This is a genomic window from Paenibacillus sp. EKM301P, from assembly GCF_011800295.1.
GTDB classification, from domain to species: Bacteria; Bacillota; Bacilli; order Paenibacillales; family Paenibacillaceae; genus Paenibacillus; species Paenibacillus polymyxa.
In genome coordinates this window covers 579,498-603,083 of record NZ_JAALFM010000002.1, presented here as the reverse complement: position 1 = coordinate 603,083, position 23,586 = coordinate 579,498, and the positions used below count along the sequence as shown (strand labels likewise).

Below are 23,586 nucleotides of genomic sequence, written 5' to 3'. Positions count from 1 at the left end.
TCGTAATCCGTACTGGAGGGTAGGAAATTGGCGATGAGAATAGAGCTCACAAACACGCGCACGAATTTGACGAACTGGCAGATTAAAGGGCAGGGACACATAGAAAATAACATCCAGGGACTTTTGTTGAGGTCAGAGCCACAGGAAAATGTGATGGCTATGTCTGGAACTACATCGCAGGATTTTACTTTTGAAGCGGATGTGATGGTCACAGACATACAGGCAGACGCTACCCTAGTATTCCGTTCCAGTGAGGATGGATGGTCTTCCTATATGCTTCAAATCGTGCCAGCTGCCGGATTATTACGGTTGCGCGATGCTGCCGGGGATATCGAAAGACTCAAAGAGGAACGGCAGGTAAAATTACAAAAAGGAGATATTTATCATCTCAAGGTGAAGGTAGAAGGCTCGCGTCTTAAAGTGTACTGGGATGAAGGGTATAGCCCGATTATAGATGTGGTCGATACGACGTACGCATCAGGATATTTGGGACTGAATGTCTGGAATGGGTCGGCATTATTTCAGAACATTCAAGTCAGTGATATGGATACGAATGTAGATGAACCGTTCTTGATCCGTGGAAAATGGCAACCGGACCTCAAAGGGCAAAAAGCTGAGGGAACAAGTTCTGAAGGAGCATTGAAAATATTTAGTACGACAGCTGCCGATCTGGTCATGGAAGGTAGTGTGACGCTGAATCCTTCTGAACCGGGAATGGAAGCAGGGCTATTTTTCAGAGGGAATCCGAAGGGTACAGAGGGATATGTTGCTTCTGTGCAACGTGAGGATCAGCAGGTTCAGGTACATCTGAGAAAGGCGAATGGAGCGTTGGTTACAAGCTCTGTCATGGTGTATCCGAATACATCGGGCAGTAAATATAGTCTGGAAATCATCGCATATGGAGAGCGAATTCGCGTGTTTGTAGATGGCTACACGCCTGCGGCGATTGACATCGTGGATAACAGTTACTCCAGTGGTTTTATAGGTATGAAGGCAACTGGGGGTACGGCTTATTTTCAGGATATCTACCTTACCTCCGTCTCGAATTACTATACAGAAAAATATCGCCCGCAGTATCATTATTCCCCTGCCAGAGGCTCGGCCAGCGATCCGAACGGATTGGTATATTTCGAGGGAGAATATCATCTATTTCATCAGGATGGTGGACAATGGGCACATGCGGTCAGTCTGGATTTGCTGGATTGGAAAAGGCTTCCCTTGGCATTAAAGTGGAATGATTTGGGCCATATCTGGTCCGGCTCGGCTGTAGCTGATCTCACCAATACTTCCGGCTTGTTCAGCGACTATGGCGGAAAAGGGCTGATTGCATATTACACCTCCTATAATCCCGATCAGCCCAAGGGAAACCAGAGAATTGGCCTTGCTTACAGCACAGACCGGGGACGGACATGGCAATACCCCGAAAACAATTCAATTGTAATTGAGAATCCGGGCCAAAATGAAAACGATCCTGGCAACTGGGATTTTCGTGATCCGAAAGTGGTATGGGATGAAGCGCATCAGCGCTGGATTATGGTCGTGTCGGGAGGTGACCATATCCGCTTCTTTACCTCCGCCAACCTATTAGATTGGAGCTGGACGGATAACTTTGGCTATGGTGATTATATACGGGGCGGGGTATGGGAGTGCCCAGATCTATTCCCGCTCGCGGTAGACAAGAGCAACACCTCTAAATGGGTGCTAATGATTAGTACTGGAGCCAGCACGAACACTCAAGGCTCGGATGCGGAATATTTTATCGGTGAACTGACATCTGATGGCAAATTTCAAAATGATCTTCCGCCGAGAAAGGTATTGAGAACCGATTGGGGCAAGGAATTCTATGCCTCGATGTCTTTCTCCAATATGCCCTGCGGGCGGCGTATCATGCTGGCATGGATGACAAATTGGGACTACCCGTTCAGCTTTCCGACTTCACCCTGGAAGGGGCAGTTCAGCATCCCGAGAGAGTTATCGTTAAAAACAACCCATGAAGGCATCCGCTTGATACAGCATCCGATATCCGAACTGACTTCGCTACGTTCTCATTTATTTTCGCTAGAACATGCAAGTATCACGGAATCTTCTCCGAATATACTGGAAGGTTTAAAGGCGGGTGCCTATGAGATTGAGGCGGAGTTCGAATTTCCTTCCGTTGGGATGGCATCGACTTTTGGGTTTTGCGTACGGGAAGGCGGTGAGCAAAGAACGGTAGTTGGCTATAAAACAGATGTACAACAGATGTTTATAAACCGTACCGATTCAGGGCTTACCGATTTCTCTCCCCTATTTTCAACGCTTCATGAAGCATCGTTGGCACCGGTCGGGAATCGAATTCAAATGCGTATATTTGTGGACGAATCCTCAGTTGAGGTGTTTGGTAATCATGGGGAAGTCGTATTTTCTGATATCATTTTTCCAGATTCGGCGCGTAGAGGGATGAGCTTCTATGCTCAAGGTGGTGAGGTGAAAATTGTTTCTCTTCATGTGTATGCGCTACACAATAGCTGGAGGGTTACAGAGGTTTCACCCATCAGACTGATCATGGATTACACTCAGCTGGAGCTTGCGGAAGGACGGTCGAAACGTCTGTATGCGAGTGTGGAGGATCATTCCGGGAGAAAAGAACATTTGCTGAATTGGGAATCCAGCAACCCCGCAGTCGTCAAGGTGATCTCGTCAAATGAAGGCTACGCGATCACGGAGGCACTTTCCCCTGGAGAAGCCGTAGTTACAGCCTCCATTCCGGGAGATACGGTAAGAGCAAGTACCTCTGTCACTGTGCATGGCGGGAAGTTTTATACCAACCTTTCAGGTTGGGTGCCGGATGTCTCCGCATCCCGCTGGATGGTGACGACGGATGGTATGCGCGGAAGCTATATTAGCGATGCGAATTATATGGCTTCTGAGCAGGCGAAAGATTTTACGTATGAGGCTGATATGAAGCTGTATGGAAATGGGAGCGCTGGGTCCATGATTTTTCGTGCCAATGCTGACGGGGCGAGTGGCTATTATTTGAATTTGGACCCGAACATGAAATCCATTCGTCTTTTTTATAAAAAAGAGGGGCGATTTGAGGAGCAGCAAGTGCTGGCCAAGGTTCCAAGATTTGTACTGCCGGGAGTAACCTATCATATTAAAATCCAAGCAGAGGGATTACGCCTTCGTATAGAGATTGATAACGAACAGGTAATGGACTTGGAAGATGATACATTTGCCGAAGGGCATTTTGGTATCAATGTATTTGGAGGGCAGGCTTTTTACCAACATGTAAGGATCGAGAAAATGTGATATGAATTTCTTATGTCAGAAGGAGAGCTGTATTTTACGAGCTCTCTTTTTTGCGTCTTTTTTAGCCGGAGCCTGCAATTTGCTGGTTAAACGAAAACCTTCAGGGGGGTATAATAAAATATAGTGCTATATAAAGTGCGTATACATGGTGTTACAGCAGATTTGGATTCATACAACCATTAGATGCTGATCTGGAAGGACGGCTATGGGCCATTGGAGGAATGCTTGTGGGGATGATGTTCACTTTTCTAAAAAAATATCGGGTTCCAGCTATCGCGGCGCTCGTGATGATGCTACTGGAATTGACGGTAGAGTTATCGCAGCCGTATTTGATCTCCAAAATCATAGATGAGGGCATTCGACAGCAGGATTTGCCCGTCGTCTGGTTATGGGGCGGTGTACTGGTGGGCAGTGCCGTTATCGCTTTTATGGCAGGGATATCCAGCTCCTTTTTTGCTTCACATGCAAGTCAGGGTTTTGGCTATGATGTGCGGGAAAAGCTATATCAAAAGGTGCAATCCTTTTCTTATCCGGTGTTCAAACGGTTTGCTACTTCGTCGCTGATTACTCGCCTGACGGGAGATGTCACGCAAGTACAAGATACAGTGTTTATGAGCCTGCGATTTATGACACGAGTTCCGCTGGTGGTGATCGGCAGTATTGTGATGGCCTTGGTTGTACATTTTAGGCTTGGGCTGCTACTGGCGGTTATGGCCCCGGTGCTGTTCGTATTTGTGCTGGTGATGATGCGGAGGACTGTCACTTTGTTTAAAAGTGTCCAGCGGCGCTTGGATGACGTTAATGGAGTAATTCAGGAGAATCTGACAGGCATTCGGCTTATCCGGGTTTTTGTGCGGATGCGACATGAAATTGAACGTTTTGCTCATTACGGAAGTGAATTGATGAAAGGGACGGTGTTCGCTCTACGCTGGACAGAAACGACGATGCCGTTCATTTTGTTTACGATGAATGCAGGGATTATTGCAGTACTTTGGTTTGGGCGCGGCCAAATTTCCACTGGAGATGCCAGTGTAGGACAGGTGGTTGCAGTCGTTAATTATTCCCTGCGGACGATTGGAGCTTTGTCTGCTTTATCCGGTATCGTTGTGGTATTTTCCCGGGCTACTGCATCTACAGGGCGGATTCGAGAGGTTTTGGAAACACCTAATGAAGAGGGGAGAGAGCTGAAGGGTGTTCCAACACAGGATACACGGATTGAGGGACAGGTGGAAATGGATCGGGTGAGCTTTCATTATCCGGGCAGTGATTTGGCTGTATTAAAGGACATATCCTTTAAGGCACGACCGGGTGAGCGAATCGCTATTATGGGAGCTACTGGTTCGGGCAAATCCTCACTTGTACAGTTGATTACACGTCTGTATGAAGAAGATGCAGGTCATGTACGCTTTGACGGAAAGGACGCTCGTCAAATGGATGGCTCCATACTACGTGAGGCGATTGGCTATGTCCCCCAAGAGGTACTGCTATTCACCGGTTCGATTCGGGATAATATTGCCTGGGGGCTGGAGCATGCCAGTCTGGAGCAGATTCAGGAAGCCGCGCGCATGGCACAAATCCATCCTATGATTGAACGCTTGCCACAAGGCTATGACACCATGCTCGGACAGCGTGGTGTTAATCTGTCCGGCGGACAGAAGCAGCGGCTGTCGATTGCCCGCGCACTGGTGCGTCAGCCGGCAGTGCTGATTCTGGACGACAGCACAAGTGCGCTGGATGTGGGAACGGAAACCGCATTGCTGAATGCACTCGATGGCCTGTCCTGTACGACATTTCTCATCACGCAGAAGATTAGTTCAACTGCATCAGCAGATCAGATTTTACTGCTGGATGAAGGGCGCCTGATCGCAAGTGGAAACCATGATCATCTCATGGATAGCTCAGAACTGTATCGACGTATCTATGAATCACAATACGGAAAGGAGGAGTCGCATGCTCAAGGAACTCATTGAACCGTTCCGTCAGCCTACGCCGGAATCCGGTGTGCTGCGAAACCCGGCTGGCGCTGAAGGACGACGCAAGGCCAAAGCGAAGAACTGGTCTGGCACGGTAGGGCGAATATGGGCTTATCTGGCCCGTCGCAAGGCCAAGCTAATGCTGGTCCTGTTCATGGTGTTGCTCAGCTCCGGGCTGTCGCTGTTGGCTCCATATCTGGTCGGTGTAGCGGTGGATGATTTTCTCGAAGGGCCGGGTGGACGCACGTGGATTTATTTTCTCATAGGTTTAGGGGCTGTGTATCTACTGAACTCGCTGACCTCCTGGCTGCAAAATATCTGGATGATCGAGATTGCCCAAGAGACGGTGTACCGCATGCGTTTCGATCTGTTTTCACATTTGCATCGACTCCCCATTCCTTTCTACGGCAAACGTCAGCAGGGAGAGATCATGAGTCGTCTGACCAATGATATCGAAAATGTCAGTTCTACGCTGAACAGCTCGGCTATTCAGATTTTTTCGAGCATATTGACGCTAATCGGTACACTCACTGTGATGCTGTGGTTAAGCCCGCTGATGACCCTGCTAACCTTTATCGTGGTGCCGTTAATGGCAGCCGGGATGCGCTGGATTACACGCCGCACCGGGCCTTTATATAAGGAACGGCAGAAGAACTTGGGCGAACTGAACGGATACATTGAAGAAACGCTGTCCGGTCAGCAGATTATCAAGGCATTTTCACAGGAGAAGAGAGTCATCCGTGGTTTTCGTGAGCGTAATGACCGTATTCGGCTGTCGGGTTTCTGGGCACAAACGATTTCAGGCTTTATCCCCAAGCTGATGAACGGACTGAATAATCTCAGCTTTGCTATTGTAGCAGGGATCGGCGGGATTTTAGCCATTCGCGGCTCGATTACGATAGGGACGATTATTGTATTTGTAGAATATGCTCGTCAGTTCACTAGACCGCTGAACGATTTGGCTAACCAGTGGAATACACTGTTGTCCGCCATTGCCGGAGCTGAGCGCGTATTTGAAATATTGGACGAAGACGAAGAGTCCAAGGATGAACGCGGCGCAGTAAAGGTGAAGCATGTGGAGGGAGCTGTACAGTTTACGGATGTTTTCTTCGGTTATGATGAGGGAAACGCTACGCTGGAAGCCATCTCTTTTGAAGCTAAACCTGGTGAAATGATCGCGCTCGTCGGCCCGACCGGGGCAGGAAAAACGACACTGATCCAGCTCCTTTCCAGATTCTATAGCCCAGACAAGGGAACGATTACGCTGGACGGGCGTGACATTACGACCATAGAGCGTGAAAGCTTGCGCTCCCGTATGGCGTTTGTGCTACAGGACACCTTCCTGTTTCAGGGGACCATTCGTGAAAATATCCGCTTCGGCAGGCTGGATGCCACTGATGAGGAGGTTGAACAAGCATCGAAACTGGCCAACGCCCACTCCTTTATCATGCGGATGAAGGACGGGTACGACAAGGTGCTGGAAGCGAACGGTAGCGGCATCAGTCAAGGGCAAAAGCAGTTGCTGGCGATTGCTCGTGCGATTTTGGCCAACCCTTCTATCCTGGTGCTCGACGAGGCGACCAGCAGCATTGACACCATCACCGAGATGAAAATTCAAGAAGGACTGGAACGGCTCATGCAGGGGCGAACAAGTTTCGTTATTGCACATCGGTTGAATACCATTCGTCAGGCTGACCGGATTTTGGTCTTAAAGGACGGTCGTTTGGAGGAGCAAGGTTCTCATGAGGAGTTGCTGGCTCACAAAGGCTTTTACAGTAATTTATATTATGGTCAGTTGAGAAAACAAAGCTCATAAGCTGGCTTGATCAACAGACTTACAGGCATACTTAAAAAGGGCTACCGTGGGGTGGCCTTTAAGTATGCCTTTTTATAGGTATGTATAATTAAAGACTTTACATAGATATTGCACAATCCGTATTTGTGATCAGAGACGTTTGAAATTGAGATACTTACTGATTTCACATTTAATTAGTATACCCATACCCCGTATATGTATGTTAACATGGGCGTGCAACAATAAAATTTCGCCTCAAAGGAGAGAGATCCTCATGAAAGTCGCCATCATGCTTTTCGATGGAATCACAGCATTAGATGCCATAGGTCCATATGATGTATTTGCTGCTACACTGAAATGTGAAGTGAAGTTTGTCGCTAAGAAAAAAGGGTTAGTCAAACTGGACTCAAACATGGGCTATTTGCATGCCGATTATAGTTTTTCTGAAGTACCTTCAGCTGACATTCTTGTTATTCCAGGTTGCAGTCCGCCAAATTATAAAACTCCAATGAATGACGAAGAAACATTAAATTGGATTCGCCAAATACATGAAACTACAAAATGGACCACATCGGTTTGTAATGGCTCTCTGATTTTAAGCGCCGCAGGCTTGTTAAATGGAACCATAGCCACAAGTCATTGGGGTTCCTTAGACCTGCTCCAATCTCTTGGAGCCATTCCAACAGATGAGCGAGTGGTCCGTCAGGGCAAAATCGTTACAGCAGCTGGTGTCTCCTCTGGTATTGACATGGCACTCCAGCTCATCGCATGGGAACTGGGAGAAGATATGAGTAAGGGAGTCCAATTGATTTTGGAATATGATCCTCAGCCTCCGTTTGACACGGGTTCACCCCAGAAAGCACCTGCTATATTGGTAGAACAAATAAGAGGTATGCTGCAAGAGTTTGCAAAACGGGAGCCTTATGTGTAAGTCCTGCATTAGGTTCTGTATTTTTATTTACAAAGCCCCCTAATTCAACTAATATGGTTTACACATAGTAAAGGATTGCAAAGTGTAAACCATTGGAGGGGGTTACAAACATGAGCAGCTTACCTAAGTCTGCTACATTTCCGCTTTTCATTTTGATGCTGAATCTGTTTATTGCTTTATTGGGTCAAGGCATGGTGATTCCCATTCTGCCTGAATATTTGAAACAATTTAATGCGGCAGGAGCTGCTGCGGGGTATCTTATTGCCGCTTTTGGAGCAGCACAGTTTATTTTTTCACCTCTAGGTGGACAGCTATCGGATAGATACGGGCGTAAATCAATGATCATCACCGGTCTGTTTTTAACCGTCATTTCGGATCTCATGTTTGCTGTATCTACGACATTGCCCCTTCTATATATTGCTCGGTTTATTGGAGGGATAGGTATTGGATTAATGGTTCCTTCCAATATGGCCTATGTCGCTGATATTACCACTCCTGAAACTCGCGCTAAAGGAATGGGGTACTTGGGTGCTTCCATGAATTTGGGGATGGTGCTTGGTCCGGGGTTAGGCGGTATGATCGCTGAGTTGGGCATTAGGGTGCCTTATTTTTTTGCTGGTGGACTTGGACTTGTAGCAACGCTGCTTAGCTTATATATGCCAGAGACACTGCCCAAGGAACAACGAAAACCCGTTGGCCAACGGGTCCGTAGGGAGCCGATTCGAAAGCAAATTCTGAATTCATTTCGAACGTCCTATTTTCGTTATCTTCTCCTCATATTGATCATGACATTAGGCTTGATGAATTACGAAACGGTGTATGCTCTTTTTGTGGAACGAAAATACGGTTTTGATGCCACTAAAATCTCAATGATCATTACGGTTGGTGCCATAATAGGCATCGTGGTGCAGGTATGGCTGCTTGATTACCTCATCAAGAGACTTGGCGAGATGAAGCTTATACGCCTCTCTTTGATCATGACAGCCACTGCTTTACTGTTCATGCTTATTAAGATCAATTTAGGTTATCTGCTGTTGGTATCGGCTCTGTTCTTTGCTTTTAATGCCTTCTTAAGGCCCACAGTAAGTACAATGATTGCCAACTCGGCTGGAGATCGTCAAGGATATGCCGCCGGACTGAATACGACGTATACCAGCCTAGGCAGTATATTGGGGCCTATTTTAGCGGGTTTGTTGTTTGACAAACACATTCATATTCCTTATATTTTTGGTGCATTAATCCTTGCATCTGCCCTTTTCTTAACCTTTCAAACATCAAAAAATGAGAAACGGATGGTTGCTAATGACTGAGAACTGGCACCAGAACTTGAAAAACAAAAATCGGGAAGAACTCATTGCGGCTGCGAAGGAACTTTTTATGAAGCAGAGCTTTCTCAAAGTGAATATTAAGGATGTATGCCATGTGGCTGGTGTAAGCCGGGTTACATTCTATAAGCATTTTCAGTCCATGAATGAAATAGTTTTTGAGGTCCAAATGGAGATCCTTGAGAGCATGACTGAATTTGTTAGAAGAGCACCTACAGCCGAAATGAATGGTAAGCAGATGCTTACTTCGATGCTTGATGCATGGATTGATTATGCTGGGCAACATCCAAATTTCATCAAGTTTATTCTGTTATTCGACCTGCATTACGAAGCTTATGATTCAAATGAAGAACTCAAAGAACGATATAAACATTTTGTTAACCAAGGAAAGGAACGACATTTTCTGATAGATGCTCTGGAAGCTGGAATCCAAGATGGATCCTTAAAGTCGGATGCTGAACCGCTAAAGACTGCGCATTTTATCTTCACGTCTATGATGGCGTTACTCCAGAAAATGAGTTTGACTCCCAAGGAAGATTGGAATGGCGAATCTCAGGATGTACAAATGGCTAACCGATTTGTAGGGATGCTGGTTCAGTATTTAAGTTCAGAAAGTGATGAATCCTCTATTTAAGACAGGTGGACGCAATAGAATAACAAGGGTCAGTCTGCTAAACTGTGAAAATAGAACGGGTACATATACGTTGCCATATTAGCCTGATTTATTTTGCGGAGGTGCGGGGATGAACGGAAGTCTGTTTGAGCCAGGACTGCTGGACGGGGATTATATTCCCCGTTTTTTTGCTTACTATTACAAGCAATGGCGTGACTATACGATGTCTTACCACGATCATCATTCCACTGAAATTATGTATATGATTTCTGGCTTGTGCAGGATAGATGTACAAACCGGAAAGAATACGGAAGAAAGCATTACGCTGCGCAAAGGCGAGTTTATTATGCTGGATGCAGGCGTCCCGCATCGGTTGGTGGTGGAAGGAGAACAACCGTGCCGGATGCTGAATGTAGAGTTTGGCTTTAAGGAAGGGGTGAGGGTAGGACCATCTATCCAACAAATAGCAGCGGAGGAGCAGGAAGTCACAGCCTTTATGTCGCGTCCATTCCCATATCTGGTGCTATCAGACCCGGAAGAGGTATATTATGCGCTCAAAAGTCTCGTGCTGGAGCTGGATCAACGTAAAGAACAGCCGGGTGCCATGGCAGAAATGCTTTTTATGCAATTGCTTGTACGAATTGCACGTTTACGGGAAGAGGCAGAGCGCAGCAATACGCAGCAAACGGATATGTACGTCAAGCGATGCATTGAATTTCTCCATCTGAACTATGACCGGGATATTGCAGTCAAGGACATGGCCGCAGCCGTCAATCTGCACCCAGGGTATTTGCATCGAATTTTCAAAAAACATACGGGGCTAACGCTTACCGCGTATTTAACGATGCTGCGAATGGACAAGGCCTGTATGCTGCTTCAGCAAACGGACATTCCCATTCAGGAAATTGCCGATTATGTTGGCGTCGCCAGCAGACAGTATTTCCACATGTTGTTTAAAAAGCACACAGGCAAAACTCCTGTTGAATACCGCACCGCCGTCGAGCGTGATGTGAGGAATTATGCGGAGGAGGGAGGGGACTGAATATATAGGGAGTTTTATGATTTATTCATATTCGTGTGGAGCTTACCTGGTAAAAAAGGTAGGCTTTTTTGCTTTCAAAAATAGGCATTTTGATTTAGGTTCTAAAGAATCATTTTTTAGGAGTTAAAGCCCGTATGATGAAATTAAATTTAAGAGACTGATATGTAAATTAACTTTATATCGATGTAAAAGAAGATGTATTTTCGCAAATGTGGAAATGTAACCTTGGGTAAAAGGAATTTGAATGATAGCAAAAATTTCATTTTTGTGCATGAAAATAGGTCTTGTATCTTATTTCACTTATAATAGTTATAAATTGACAATCAGAAGAATGCTTCGTATGATACTTTTAATGTAAGGCATAAATTGGAATTCAAATGGTACTTTGGATTCATTTATGTTATTAAATTCCACAAAATGAATATCGAGATTGGACATAAAAGGAGTATTTATCGACGATGGGACATATGGATGAGCAAATTGTAGCCATGATCCATGCTGCACGGAAAGAACAACAGGATGCATCAGGTCTTCCGAAATCGGATTTACATCATGACATGGAGTCAGAGAGCAGCTTGGAATTGGAGAAAGGGGAAATGGAGCTTCATCCACTTATGATGCTGGATGGAGAACGAATCGCTTTTGCAGAACGTCCTTTGCTAAACGACAAAATTTCGATGTGGTTGCCTCGGACATTCACCGAGATGGGCGAGCGGGAGATTGAACTTAAATATCCTTCGAGTTATCGCCCACCAGTCATTTTGACCGATCCAACGGGGGAGATTAATTTTTCTTTTAACCTGACAGCAAGCGAACTGGCGGATGAGGAGCTAGAGACGTTCATCAGCGAAATGGTTTACATTTTGCACCACACGCAAAAGCTGACGGAATGGTATGGAGACGGTATGTGTGAGGTGTACGGACATAGGCTCGGATACTGTGAATTTATGACTCCAGTTTTGAATTCTCGTTTGTATAATCTGACCTTTTTTGCAGTTCTGGAGGGGCATGTGCTTATATGCTCGTTTAACTGTACGGAGGAGCATATGGACACATGGCGTCTGGTCGCTCAGCGTATGATGAGCACACTGAAAATTCTGCCCAGTAAGGCCAAAGGAGAAGAAACATGGAGCAAATAAGCACCACCTATTCTAATCTGAAAATCACACCATATCAGCTTATCAATGTACAGGAGCTCTATATGGTCAAGCGTCTGAATGACCACACTCGGTTACGCTTTACCGCTGTCGTGCCTGAGGAACTAAAGGACACGTATGTGGATATGACCAAATTTGATTCACCTGTCGGAATCTCACAACTGGCAGAGAATGGCACGGAGGTTCCCTTGTTTAGCGGAACAGTGCTGGCAATTGAAGTGAAGGCGGTACGAGATGTGTACTACCTGGAGGTAGAGGCTGTGTCGCATACCTACAGGCTGGATGTACGCCCCCAAAGTCGTTCTTTTCAGGACAAAAATATGAAGGTGAATGAACTGCTGCGTCGTATTTCGCTTCTTTATCCTGGCTTGGACATCATGGATTCGGCCACCGGGGGAGCGTTGATCGGGCGGATGTGGGTGCAGTACCGCGAGACTGATTGGAATTTTCTTAAGCGTTTGGCTTCCTATTACCATACCTCTCTTATGCCCGCAGCCATATTTGATACCCCAAAGTTCTATTTTGGCATTGAGGAAAGCGGAACAGCCGTTCAACTAGATAATTATCATTACACGGTAAGCAAAAGAATCTCGGCATATCGCTATTTTGCAGGCAATGATACAGCTTCGGTGAATGAACAGGATTTTCTCGATTATACCGTTGAAACAGAGCAGGTGCTGGAACTAGGCAATGAAATCCAATTCCGTGGCAAAACGCTATATGTATACGAGGGACAAACTCGTATGAACCATGGAGTACTGCTGCACACATATACCTTGACGACACATAGGGGGTTGCGACAGAAAACGTATTATAACGAGCAGCTGACGGGTCTGTCTCTGGAGGGAAAAGTGATCGCTGTTGAACGTGATCGGGTTAAAATACATCTGGATATCGATCCGGAGCAGGACAAAAATACAGCCCACTGGTTTCCTTATGCAACAGGGTATAGTGCAGAGGGATATAGTGGCTGGTATGTGATGCCTGAGTTGGGGGATAAAGTGCGTATTTATTTCCCGAACCAGCATGATGATGAAGGCATTGCCAGTAGCTCGGTCCGGCAGGATCGGGGAGATGGTGGCCACAATCATATGAAGCATCCAGATGTAAAAATATTTCGAACGCCACATGGGAAGGAAATCCGTTTGACACCGGACGAAGTGGTAATCACCGGCAAGGATGGTGCTGTTTTCATCAAGTTAAATCAAGGTGACGGTATTCATATGGTGAGCAACAAAGATGTTCATTTTTCGGCAGGCGGTAACATCCACATGGAGGCGGGGCAAAAGGTGACTATTTCCGCTGGTCAGGAAATCAACCTGTCCAGCCGCAGCAGCCATATTATACTCGGTGGTGACACATCGGTCGTTGGTAGCGAAGTCAAAACGAATTAACGGAGGAAGCAGACCATGGCAGAAGAAAAAGCATCCATGACCATTCAGGCCGGATCAGGTTCAAAAAAAGGATATGTGGTTGCAGGGGCTATTTTGAAATGCAACCGTGGTACACAACCCACCCGGCTCAAGCGTCCGCTTAGCCACGGTGTTTACATCAAGGACAAGGCCCAGATGAATGTGGGGGATCACGAACCGGGAGTTCATATATATGGGTTTGGTAACTGTTTTAGCCCGGCCAATCCGGCGGTTCAAAATAGCCAGATGGTGGACATTTTTGGTGTGAAGAAGGCACCTTGTGTCCCGGTTATTCTTCAACCCTGGATTGGAGGCAAGCAGGATGTGCTCGTCGAGGGGAAGCCTGCCCTGCTGGAGCATTGTACCAATGCCTGCCTGTATTGCGGAGCAATCACGATTGAAAATGACGGGCAGAATCTGGATTGATAGTGGGGGTTTCTCATTAAATGGACAAGGTGCAGGAAACATCCGGTTACCGTCATGTGGAATTGCTAAGTAAAGTTCCGCTGCAAACTATGACAGACATTCGTATTGAGCGTAGATTGGGCGACCATGTGCGTTTGGTAGTGAGTGGCATCGTGCCGGAGGAAAAGCAGGAACGGTTTATGGAGTTGGAGAATGAAGCCGAACCGATTGAAGTCATCGAAAAGGACAAGGATGGCCAGCGGCTGCGTACGTTGTTCCATGGACAAATGACGCGTATCACGCTGAAGCAGGTACACGGCATTCATTACGTACAGTTAGAGGCCATATCGCATACGATTCGACTCGATGTGAGGCCTGTGTCTCGGTCTTTTCAAGATCGTACCATGACATATGGGCAACTGCTGAAGCAGATACTTGCTAGTTATACAGGCGCTGATGTGATTGATACAGTCAGCGGGGATGCCCGGCTGGACGCTCTGATATTGCAATATAGAGAGACAGACTGGGCATTTTTGAAAAGGATAGCTTCCAGATTTGGAGCCGTGCTTGTGCCGGAGGCTGCCGCAGATGCCCCGAAGTTCTGGTTCGGTATTCCCGAGGGACGACCCGAAACACTGGATGAAGTACCGTATCATTCAAGAAAAAGCTTTGTCGGCGCAGATGGAGCTTTTTCTGACGGGGATCGGTTGACATACGGACCATCGTCGGTATACGAAGCCGAAGCAATCCTTGGCGGCCCTCTTCCGGGATCGAGGCATGTGAACGATGGAATAAATGATATTTGGAGTGATTCAAGCAGCAGTGAGCGGCTATCTGCTGTCAGCGTAGGTGGCTTCATGGGCAGAGCATTGCCTGGGAGAGCAGATCTGTGGCATAGAGAGCCGGGGATTCAAATAGGTATGTGTCATAACGAAGCCAACACCCCCTATGGTACCTTCTATACTGTGGAGAGTGCACGATATTTCCGACCGGGAGATGTACTCTCTTTTCAAGGCAAGGAACTGCTCGTTGTGGATATCGTGTCCCGGATGGATCGGGGGTTGTTTTTACATACCTATACACTGGTTTCTGAAAATGAAATTCAGCAAAAGCTGATCTGGAACGGTTCAATGAGGGGAGCCTCCCTAGAGGGTCGGGTACTGGAGGTTGCACGGGATCAGGTTCGTGTACATCTCACCATAGATGCTGTGCAGGAACGGGAAAAGGCATGCTGGTTCCCCTATGCAACAGGCTATAGTGCAGAGGGGCATAGCGGCTGGTATGTGATGCCCGAAAAAGGAGACATGGTGCAGGTACAGTTCCCGACCTTGCAGGAGTCGGATGGTTTTGCAGCCAGGTCTTTGAGGCGCAGTGGCAAGTCTGTACCCGAGTTGGGCAATCCGGACATTAAATACTGGGGTACTCCTCATGACAAGCTGGTTAAGCTAAGCGCGCAAGAGTTGCTGGTATCGGCTAAAACGAATAACGTATATATTTCACTTGATGCGAAGGGAATACAGGTACACAGTGACCATGCGCTATCAATTGCAGCTAAACGGGAGCTGACGATCCATGCGGAGGACACAGTGGATATTGCGTCAAACGAGGCCATTTATTTGCAAGCAGGCAGTAGCAGTATGGTGATAGACGGAGAGACGGATATTCGTTCGTCACGAGTGAAGCTGGATGGGATAATCAAGCGTCCGGTTTTCGTCGCTGATCTAGAGCCTGTACCGGAGCCGCCGCTGATGTCGATCAAGGCGTATCAGGCCGCCCATGCGCCGAAGAGTACTGGCGGATCTGGAGCGGGTTCACCTAAGGGGGGAAGCTCAGGTGGTGGCCAGGCGGGGAAGGCAGGTACTTCACCCACCACACCTGCATCGCCAAAGGCAAACCTGCTTGGAGGGGTACTAAACGTAGCTCAGAAGGCACTGAGCATTATTGGCACGATTCCTGTGTTGGGAACGCCTGCCCGGATGGCGAGCAACAAGCTCACTTCGATTCGCCGTGACGTCGCCAAGGGAGGGCCAACCCGTGCCTTGAAGTACGCAGCAGCAGGGTTATCCATGCTGGCAGGTGTGCCATCAGGAGGCTGGGCTGTGCTGGGTGGAAGGAGTCTGGCGCGGGAAGCCGCTGCTTTTAACCGCCGGGTAGCCGCCTATAAAAAGAACAGCGTCGGACAACGCTACGCCGCCGCTTACAGGGGCAAAGTATGGACGGCAGCCCGCAACGTCGCTAGTTCCAGATCATTAGGGGAGCTAGCGAAAAGTCTAGCCCATAATATGGACAAGCTGAACACGGAGTATCATAAAATTCCGCTTGAAGTAAGAGTGGGCTGGAAGCCCAAGAATATAGAACAGCCTCCAAGGCAACCTTGGGGAAAGATGAGTGTGCAGGAAAGGATAGAGCCTACTGAGGAAGATAAAAAGAAGTGGGGGATTCGTGGAACGTATGTTTATATAACGGTTAATGAAGACTACAGACCTGATATACCTGAAGGAAGTTATTGGGCAGCAGATCAAGTGGTGCGCAAAGCAAATGGCGATCCTGATCTTAAATATTATGAGGATTGGAAAAAAAGTTATCCTGGCGACTTTCTGATTTTATCGAATAAAGAAGGTATTTCTCAAGAAGAGCAAAAGTGGATGTCATTATCTAACATGACGGAAGGTCCTTTTATATTTGATGGACGAGGCGGAGGGCGTGGCCCAAGTGCGGAAGAATTTAAACAGTTTTTCTCACAGTCGAGCAAGAAACAAATAACGAAGGACATAATTTCGAATAGTGCCCCAGTGAAACAGCAATCGAAGAATATACTCGAGCAAGAAGTTAAACTTGGGACTAAGGGAACTCGTTATGCTAAACCAACTGACCTATTCAAAGAAGATACCTTTGCACCAAATGGGCAAAGAATCGCACCTAAGAATTTGTATCGAGAACTGAAGAAGTCAAATGTAGGAAAAGAAACAGTAGACTTAATAAAACAAAATAATATAAAAATCAAACTGGATTATGGTGAAATTCCTTTAGATGACTTTGGAAACCAAATCTTGGGATTTGCAAATGTTAATACAAACACTATAAGAATATATGTAAAAGGAACAGAGTCTGTTACTAGGACTACTCAAACAATTATCCATGAAGTTACACATAATTCTTTGAAAAATCCTACTTATACTCAACGCGAAGAGGTTATTGCGTTTTTAAGAGAAGCAAAGCATATTAAAGAAGATCTTTCATATAGTGAAATTCGTGCTATCCTCAAAGAAGTGAAACTTCTTTATCCTAATTTACCGTATCGTTGACTTTAAGGAGGAAAATATGGATAACAATAATAAAGATAAGAATGATATTGATAGAAAGGTCTTGAATGGTGAAAAAGTCCCCTGCCCAAATTGTGGAAAAATCCTTCTTTATCAAAAAGCAGAAAGTGGTATGCATCCAAGTATTATATGTCCATCTGGAGACTACCATGTGCGGTTAAATACTAATAAAAGCGATATATTAGACAGGTTGGGTTTAACAAAACGGAACAAGGGTAATAAATAGGATTACATTGTTTGGTTATAGATATATTTTATTGATTATATGAAAAAATATATTGTAGTATTGTCAACAACAAGAACGTGCAATACAACCAACAAACAACTTAATAAACTTTCAAAAGCTCTTTTCAACTTGAACCACGAGTAGGAATGAGCTTTTTTGCATGCAGAAAATGAGCTGAGGTACTGAACTAAATGACAAAACGTGAAACAAGTCATTCAACAGATGAGGCTGCTCACATAGACACATAAAACATACGAACAGCTTATGAAGGGAATTCGTGGTTACTGCAGCAAGCCAAGGAATTGCCCGAACAAGCGGCAGAGTTGCAGCGCTCAGGACGTATAGACTTTCAAATAAGAGATGAAATTAAACAGTTACTGGATCAGGCGGCGTTAATCAACGCTACGTCGTCTCTATCCATTAATCAAAAACAGCCCATTCATAATTTCAAGTGATTTAAGGAGAAGCGGGAAGGTAAATTACAAATGATCAATAAAAAACCTCTGAACCATTACCGATTTAGGTCGGTCGGTATGAATTCAGAGGTCGTGTGATTTCAAACATTATAAAACGTATCGGGCTTCTTGAGAGCTAAAGTTTGGGTCATTTTTCGAGCCACATATTTTCCATCTGTTCAAGTGATCTCCCCTTGGTTTCGGGAACTTTACGCCATATAAAGACTACGACGAACAGCGAGATGGCTCCGAATATCCAGAAGGTATTGGACGGACCAGCTGAACTCAGCAGAGGGGGGAATGCCTGGGAGACCAGATAATCGCCGGCCCATAATGCCATCGAAGCAATGGCGACAGCTTTGCCGCGAATACGGTTCGGAAAGATCTCCGAGATCATGACCCATACGATTGGCCCAAGTGATATAGCGTAGGAGGCCACGTAGATCAATATCATGATGAGCACGAGCGGTCCAGTGGTTAGACCCATTTTGAATGCGGCTCCAATAATGATCAAGCAGAGGGTCATCAACGAGGTACCGATCATTAGTAGAACTTTTCGTCCCGCTTTGTCGATCAGCCATACGGATACGATGGTAAACAACACATTGATCAACCCGATCCAGATGGTCTGGGTCAAAGAAGCGTCCGTACCGAGCCCCATTCCTTTAAAGATGACCGGTGCATAATACAAAATGGCATTGATGCCGGTAATATGCTGCATAATGGCGAGCATGATACCGATAAAGAGAGCGACCCGAATACCGGGAGCGAACAATTGTTTCAATGAGTCATTCTCATTTTTGAACGATTCCTTGATATCAAGTACTTCCTGTTTAGCGGCTTCTTCACCGTGAATTTTCAGCAGAATTGGCAGCGCTTCATAAGGCCGATTCTTTTTGATAAGCCATCTCGGGCTTTCGGGTATGAAGAGCATCAGGAGCATAAAGATCAGTCCCGGAACAGCTCCCACTCCGAACATCCAGCGCCAGGCTGTTGAGACACCCCAGGCTTCATCCCCCAGGCTGACGATCCACGAATTCTGAAAATAAACGAGGAAAATACCCGTTACGATCGCCAGCTGATTTAAAGCAACCAAACGGCCACGGTATTTGGCGGGAGCGATCTCCGCGTTATACACCGGACAAATGGTGGAAGTGATTCCTATGCCGACGCCGCCGATCATACGAAAGATAACATACCCGGTGAACGTATCTTGAATTGCAGAGCAGATCGAGCCGATGACAAATAAAAATCCGGCGGCCAGCAATACCTTTTTTCTGCCGATCCTTTCACTCATGTAGCCGGAGAGAGCCGCACCCGTGATGCTCCCTACAATCAGACTCGACACTGCCCAACCGACCTGAAATTCGCTCAGCGAAAAACGCTGCTGTAGGAATTCAACTGCTCCCGAAACTACCGCGATATCAAAACCGAACAGTATGCCTCCAAGCGCAGCTACGATGGATACCAACGTCACAAAAAGCATATTGGGTTTTTCTGATTGAAGCGCTTTCTGTTGAGCGCTTTCATTATGGATGATTACTCCCATATGATCATCTCCCCTCCAGATTCCTAGAACCTCATTCCGTTCTTCGAGGAGAAGTATAACATGCGCTTATAAAAGAAAGGCCGGTGATCGTCTTCAATAAACGGACCTTTTCACGCACGATTTTGGCTTCAGTTCCCGAATTGGAGACGGAGGGGCTAAATCTAGCATTACCTTGTCATTCGAGCTTAAAAAAATCCATGCCGATGGTCGGCATGGACGAAGCTCTACGATTTTTGACCTTTGAACTCCGTGGGAGGAACGCCCGTTATCTTCTTAAAGACACGGCTAAAATAGTTCGGGTCCTTATAACCCACTTCAAAGCTGATTTCCTTCAGGGCAAGGTTGCCCTCCTTAATTAAAGCAATAGCTTTATCAATCCTTAACCTGGTTACGAAGTCGATGAACGTTTCTCCATATTCCTGTTTGAAAATTTTACTGAAGTAGTGAGGATTCAAGTGGACGAAATCAGCCACTTCTTCCAGTGAAAGGTCATCGTTGAACCGTTCCTCGATATACATCTTTGCTCTGCCCAGCATAGTCAGTGTTTGAACCTCCCGCTGTTCGCGTATCCGTTGTAATGCTGACATGACGTACGTCTGCTGAAGCATTCCATTCTCCTCTTTGACGGCAAGCACAGAGGCGTTTCCAGCCTCTGACGACTTCAGTTCATCAAAGTTGCAGTAACCTCCATCGCGCTTGCGTAGGGTGGAGGCAAAAACGGCTTCGAAATAGGACTTGCGAAGTCCTTCCTCGCCGCTATGAAGCGAGCCGATTCCAATAGCTGTCTTTATGCCAAATTGCTGCTGGGCCAGCTCGGAGAGCTGTTGAACAAGATGCTTAATCCGCTGTTGCCAGTCGTTTTCGCTGGTGGCAGGCGGCTTTTGTAAAAAAGTGGCCACATGATGGTCGATCAGGGAGCTCACAATGGAATTGGGGCCATGTGTTTTTACATAGCTTCGGAAATGATCGTAAATTTTCTTTTTGTCCTGCTCGTCTGCATATCCTTCAAAGGCAGCAATGATGGCGCTTCCCTGATCAAGAGGAAAGTCCAGCCATTCCGACAGTTGAGAAGCGCTCGAATCCACCGTCTGGTCGACCATAAGCATTAAAGCCAGCTCATTTTCTGCGAGCGGCATCAGCTGTGAGATTTTGTGCCTAAGCTCCAATTCTTCCGTGCGTGCTCGCTTCTCGCATTCAATTTCTTCAATCAGTCGTTTCAGTGTACTGATGATTAGTTCTCGCTTCGCTGGCTTCAGAATGTATTCTTTTACGCCCAAAGAAAGCGCCTCACGTGCATAAGCAAAATAATCATAGGCGGTGACGAGCACGAAACGGGTATCAGGAAGACGCTCCTTTAATTCACGAAGCGCCCCAAGCCCGTCAATTCCGGGCATATTAATATCCAGAATGGCAATATGAGGCCGGTGCTCTTCCGCACATTCGATCGCCATGCGGCCGTTGTCGGCATGAATAAACCGAAATACCCCCGGCATTGCCCGTTCCACTATCAATTCCAGTCCTTCCCTCTCCAAAGCTTCGTCATCCGCGATCAACAACCGATACATTCGTCTGCTCACTCTCCTTCTTGACTGGAATTCGTATTGTTATGGTAGTACCTAATCCGATATGGCTTCGGATTTCAACCATTCCTTCCTTTTCGTAGAACAATTGCAGCCGCCTAAACACGTTTTGCATTCCAAGTCCTGTTGAACTGCTGCTTTCAGCTCCACCTTCTAAACGGAGCACGGACAGTCGGGTTTCCTCCGTCATACCCTTTCCGTTGTCTGAAATTTCAATTTGCACATCCTCGCCCGCTCTCGACAGCGTCAATGTGATAATGGCTCCGTTTTCCATATCAGCTACACCATGAAGAAAGGCGTTTTCAATAAATGGCTGGATCGTCAAGGCTGGAATTTGCTGCTGAAGTACGGAAGCGTCAAAGTGAAGATCAAAGCGAATTCTGTCCCGGAAACGCGCCTGCTGGATGGTTACGTATTCGCTTATATGGTCTAGTTCTTCCTGGAGCGTTACGGGTTTGTCCAGCTTTTGCAGACTGTACCGTAATAGATTGGACAGCGAAACGATCAGGTCGCTGGTCTTCTCCGCCCCTTCCAGGATCGCCAGTTTGGAGAGCACATTTAAGGTATTGAACAAAAAGTGCGGGTTAATTTGATTTTGCAGAGCCAAAAGCTCTAGCTCTTTCACAAGCCGCCGCATTTCCAGACTCTGTTTATCCTTTTCGATAAGGATGCTCAAATCAGCGGACATTTGCAAAATGGCGTCTGCCAATACGCCTAGCTCGTCATCTCGCCGCGGTTGGGGCTCGATATTCAGATCACCTGTGGCGATTCGCTTCGCCAGTCCGACCAGTCTGCCGACAGGGCCCGTAATGCTGCGCGAGACCCAGATGGCAAGCAAAACCCCCATCAGCGCGTTCATGCCGAACAACGCCACTCCCAATCCGTTCATTTGCTCATTCTTGTTCCGAATGTTCTCGATGAGCGGCCGGTAATAAGCCAGTTCAGCATCGATCAGTCGCTGGCCCTCCTCATGAATATAGCCGACGGTTTTCTCCGCTTCAATGTAATGCTCAAAAGCCGATTGAGGATCTTGTGCCTTTGCATCCAGAACTGCAGCTTGCTTCTGTTCAAGAAATGTGGCTAACAGATTCATGTAGTCCTCCTCGGCAAAAGAAGGATCGGTCGAGTCAGAGACTTCCTGGATTCTGCCTTTCAGCTGTTTCAATTGGTATTCCGTCGGGCCCTGCACACCCGTATCGTCTCTTGGATTGAGCAGATAGGTATAGAGGAGATTTAAGTTGCTCTCCGCCGATTCGGAGGTTTGCTCGATGAGAAGAATTCGGCCAAGCATTTCATCGTAGCTCTGTTGGACGACCTTCCCGCTTTGGAATACAAAGTAAGCGATGATATTGGCGAACACAACTAGAAGAGGGATGAACAGAAGCAACTTCGTTCTGATCGTCATCGTCTGTCATCTCCAGACATGTTGTCGGGAGTGTCCGCATGCACTTCATATACCCTGGTGTATGTTAATTCCTGGGGATCATGTCCCTTTAGATAAACATTCAGCAATTTTATAGCCTTAGCCCCCATTTCCATTGGCTGTTGAACAAGGGTGAGCTCGATTTTGCGATGTTTGATAGCTTTCAACGTCTCGGCCATATCGTCAAAAGCGAAAATCTGCAAATTCCGCACGCCGCGCCGCTCCGAGGCTTCCAGAATGCCAAGGCCGTCCAGCGCACTGAATCCGACCATGTAGTGAATCTGCGGATAATGGGTGAGCATGTTCTGAGCTTGCTGGGCTGCCTGAAGCCGTGAAATATTTGAGGAGCGAATCTCCACAATGCGGAGCTTGGGATAGCGGCTGATCACAGAACGAAATCCCGCAAGCCTGAGCCGCTGATTCTCGACGCGCTCGCTGCTGATCATAACTCCAATATCGCCATGCTCCCCAGAGGCCTTCGCCAACAGCATGCCCATCTGTTTTCCTGCTCCTTCGTTATCCGTTCCGACGTAAGCCAGCCTTCGGGAGTCCGGCTCATCCGTATCGATCGTGATGACAGGTATGCCGAGTGCGGCAGCCTTGTTGATTAATCGTCGATACTCTGGATCATTTATCCCTTGAACCAGAATCGCATCTGCCTTGGCGGCGATCGCTTTATCCAGCAGTTTGATCTGCTCGGACGGATTAATGCGGTCCGGTCCGATATAATCGAGCCTCATACCGTACTGCTCTGCTTCCTTTCGAGCTCCTTGTTCAATGGACCGCCAATAATAATTGTCCAGCTCTTGTGATATCAATACCACTTTTGTATCGGAACCCCCGTCGTTTGGTGAAACCGTCTTCAATTGTTCTGCAAATTGGTGAATTTGAAGAGAAGACAGAGTGAACTGAAACAACAGCCAGGCAAATAGCAGGAATACGGGAATAAGGATAAATGTCCATTTACGGTTTGACATGTCTTGCTCCTTTGGGAATATTTAGAGACACAAATCATTATACAGTAAACAAGAGAAGCACACGCAGCTTCGTCAACGGCAAGTAGCATCTGTTGATGCGAAAGTTAGG

Annotated in this window: 16 protein-coding genes; 12 read left to right on the top strand and 4 right to left on the bottom strand. The window is 46.7% G+C overall.

Annotated features, from left to right (window positions below):
- Positions 1 to 33: 33 nt before the first annotated feature.
- The 12 genes from HFD99_RS08020 (at position 34) to HFD99_RS07965 (ending at position 17,493) form a co-directional block, all read left to right on the top strand.
- Positions 34 to 3,291, top strand: coding sequence for a GH32 C-terminal domain-containing protein (locus HFD99_RS08020; protein ID WP_045244237.1), 3,258 nt, complete (start codon positions 34 to 36; stop codon positions 3,289 to 3,291).
- A gap of 233 nt (positions 3,292 to 3,524) precedes the next feature.
- Positions 3,525 to 5,261 (top strand): ABC transporter ATP-binding protein, encoded by a 1,737-nt coding sequence (locus HFD99_RS08015; protein ID WP_080942665.1) that lies wholly within the window; start codon positions 3,525 to 3,527, stop codon positions 5,259 to 5,261.
- Positions 5,242 to 7,080 (top strand): ABC transporter ATP-binding protein, encoded by a 1,839-nt coding sequence (locus HFD99_RS08010; RefSeq protein WP_016821407.1) that lies wholly within the window; start codon positions 5,242 to 5,244, stop codon positions 7,078 to 7,080. The genes HFD99_RS08015 and HFD99_RS08010 overlap by 20 nt, the downstream gene beginning before the upstream one ends.
- Positions 7,081 to 7,333: 253 nt before the next feature.
- Positions 7,334 to 7,990 carry a DJ-1/PfpI family protein gene (locus HFD99_RS08005; RefSeq protein WP_031463013.1) on the top strand — a complete coding sequence of 219 codons (657 nt, stop codon included), beginning with the start codon at positions 7,334 to 7,336 and terminating at the stop codon, positions 7,988 to 7,990.
- 110 nt (positions 7,991 to 8,100) lie between these two features.
- Entirely contained in the window at positions 8,101 to 9,300 is a 1,200-nt protein-coding gene (locus HFD99_RS08000) for an MFS transporter (RefSeq protein WP_019686305.1), read from the top strand.
- A complete protein-coding gene (locus HFD99_RS07995; protein ID WP_019686306.1) occupies positions 9,293 to 9,949 on the top strand; it encodes a TetR/AcrR family transcriptional regulator in 657 nt (218 codons plus the stop codon). The genes HFD99_RS08000 and HFD99_RS07995 overlap by 8 nt, the downstream gene beginning before the upstream one ends.
- Before the next feature lie 109 nt (positions 9,950 to 10,058).
- Positions 10,059 to 10,970 carry an AraC family transcriptional regulator gene (locus HFD99_RS07990; RefSeq protein WP_045244137.1) on the top strand — a complete coding sequence of 304 codons (912 nt, stop codon included), beginning with the start codon at positions 10,059 to 10,061 and terminating at the stop codon, positions 10,968 to 10,970.
- Between the two features lie 458 nt (positions 10,971 to 11,428).
- Positions 11,429 to 12,109, top strand: a complete 681-nt coding sequence (locus HFD99_RS07985) for a hypothetical protein (protein ID WP_045244136.1) — start codon at positions 11,429 to 11,431, stop codon at positions 12,107 to 12,109.
- Positions 12,097 to 13,521, top strand: a complete 1,425-nt coding sequence (locus HFD99_RS07980; protein ID WP_045244135.1) for a hypothetical protein — start codon at positions 12,097 to 12,099, stop codon at positions 13,519 to 13,521. The genes HFD99_RS07985 and HFD99_RS07980 overlap by 13 nt, the downstream gene beginning before the upstream one ends.
- Before the next feature lie 15 nt (positions 13,522 to 13,536).
- On the top strand, positions 13,537 to 13,965 hold the full coding sequence (locus HFD99_RS07975; RefSeq protein ID WP_045244134.1) for a DUF4280 domain-containing protein: 429 nt from the start codon (positions 13,537 to 13,539) through the stop codon (positions 13,963 to 13,965).
- 20 nt (positions 13,966 to 13,985) lie between these two features.
- Positions 13,986 to 17,249 (top strand): phage baseplate assembly protein V, encoded by a 3,264-nt coding sequence (locus HFD99_RS07970; RefSeq protein WP_045244133.1) that lies wholly within the window; start codon positions 13,986 to 13,988, stop codon positions 17,247 to 17,249.
- A gap of 16 nt (positions 17,250 to 17,265) precedes the next feature.
- Positions 17,266 to 17,493: a hypothetical protein gene (locus tag HFD99_RS07965; RefSeq protein WP_045244132.1), complete on the top strand. Its 228-nt coding sequence runs from the start codon at positions 17,266 to 17,268 to the stop codon at positions 17,491 to 17,493.
- Positions 17,494 to 18,096: 603 nt separating this feature from the next.
- Here HFD99_RS07965 and HFD99_RS07960 read toward each other — a convergent pair.
- From HFD99_RS07960 to HFD99_RS07945, 4 genes are all read right to left on the bottom strand, one after another.
- Positions 18,097 to 19,497, bottom strand: coding sequence for a sugar porter family MFS transporter (locus tag HFD99_RS07960; RefSeq protein WP_016821403.1), 1,401 nt, complete (start codon positions 19,495 to 19,497; stop codon positions 18,097 to 18,099).
- Positions 19,498 to 19,721: 224 nt separating this feature from the next.
- Positions 19,722 to 21,062, bottom strand: coding sequence for an AraC family transcriptional regulator (locus HFD99_RS07955; RefSeq protein ID WP_167440854.1), 1,341 nt, complete (start codon positions 21,060 to 21,062; stop codon positions 19,722 to 19,724).
- Positions 21,037 to 22,482, bottom strand: coding sequence for a sensor histidine kinase (locus tag HFD99_RS07950; RefSeq protein ID WP_017426353.1), 1,446 nt, complete (start codon positions 22,480 to 22,482; stop codon positions 21,037 to 21,039). Before HFD99_RS07950 ends, HFD99_RS07955 begins: the two co-directional genes overlap by 26 nt.
- Positions 22,479 to 23,477: a substrate-binding domain-containing protein gene (locus HFD99_RS07945; protein ID WP_017426354.1), complete on the bottom strand. Its 999-nt coding sequence runs from the start codon at positions 23,475 to 23,477 to the stop codon at positions 22,479 to 22,481. Before HFD99_RS07945 ends, HFD99_RS07950 begins: the two co-directional genes overlap by 4 nt.
- Positions 23,478 to 23,586: the final 109 nt, after the last annotated feature.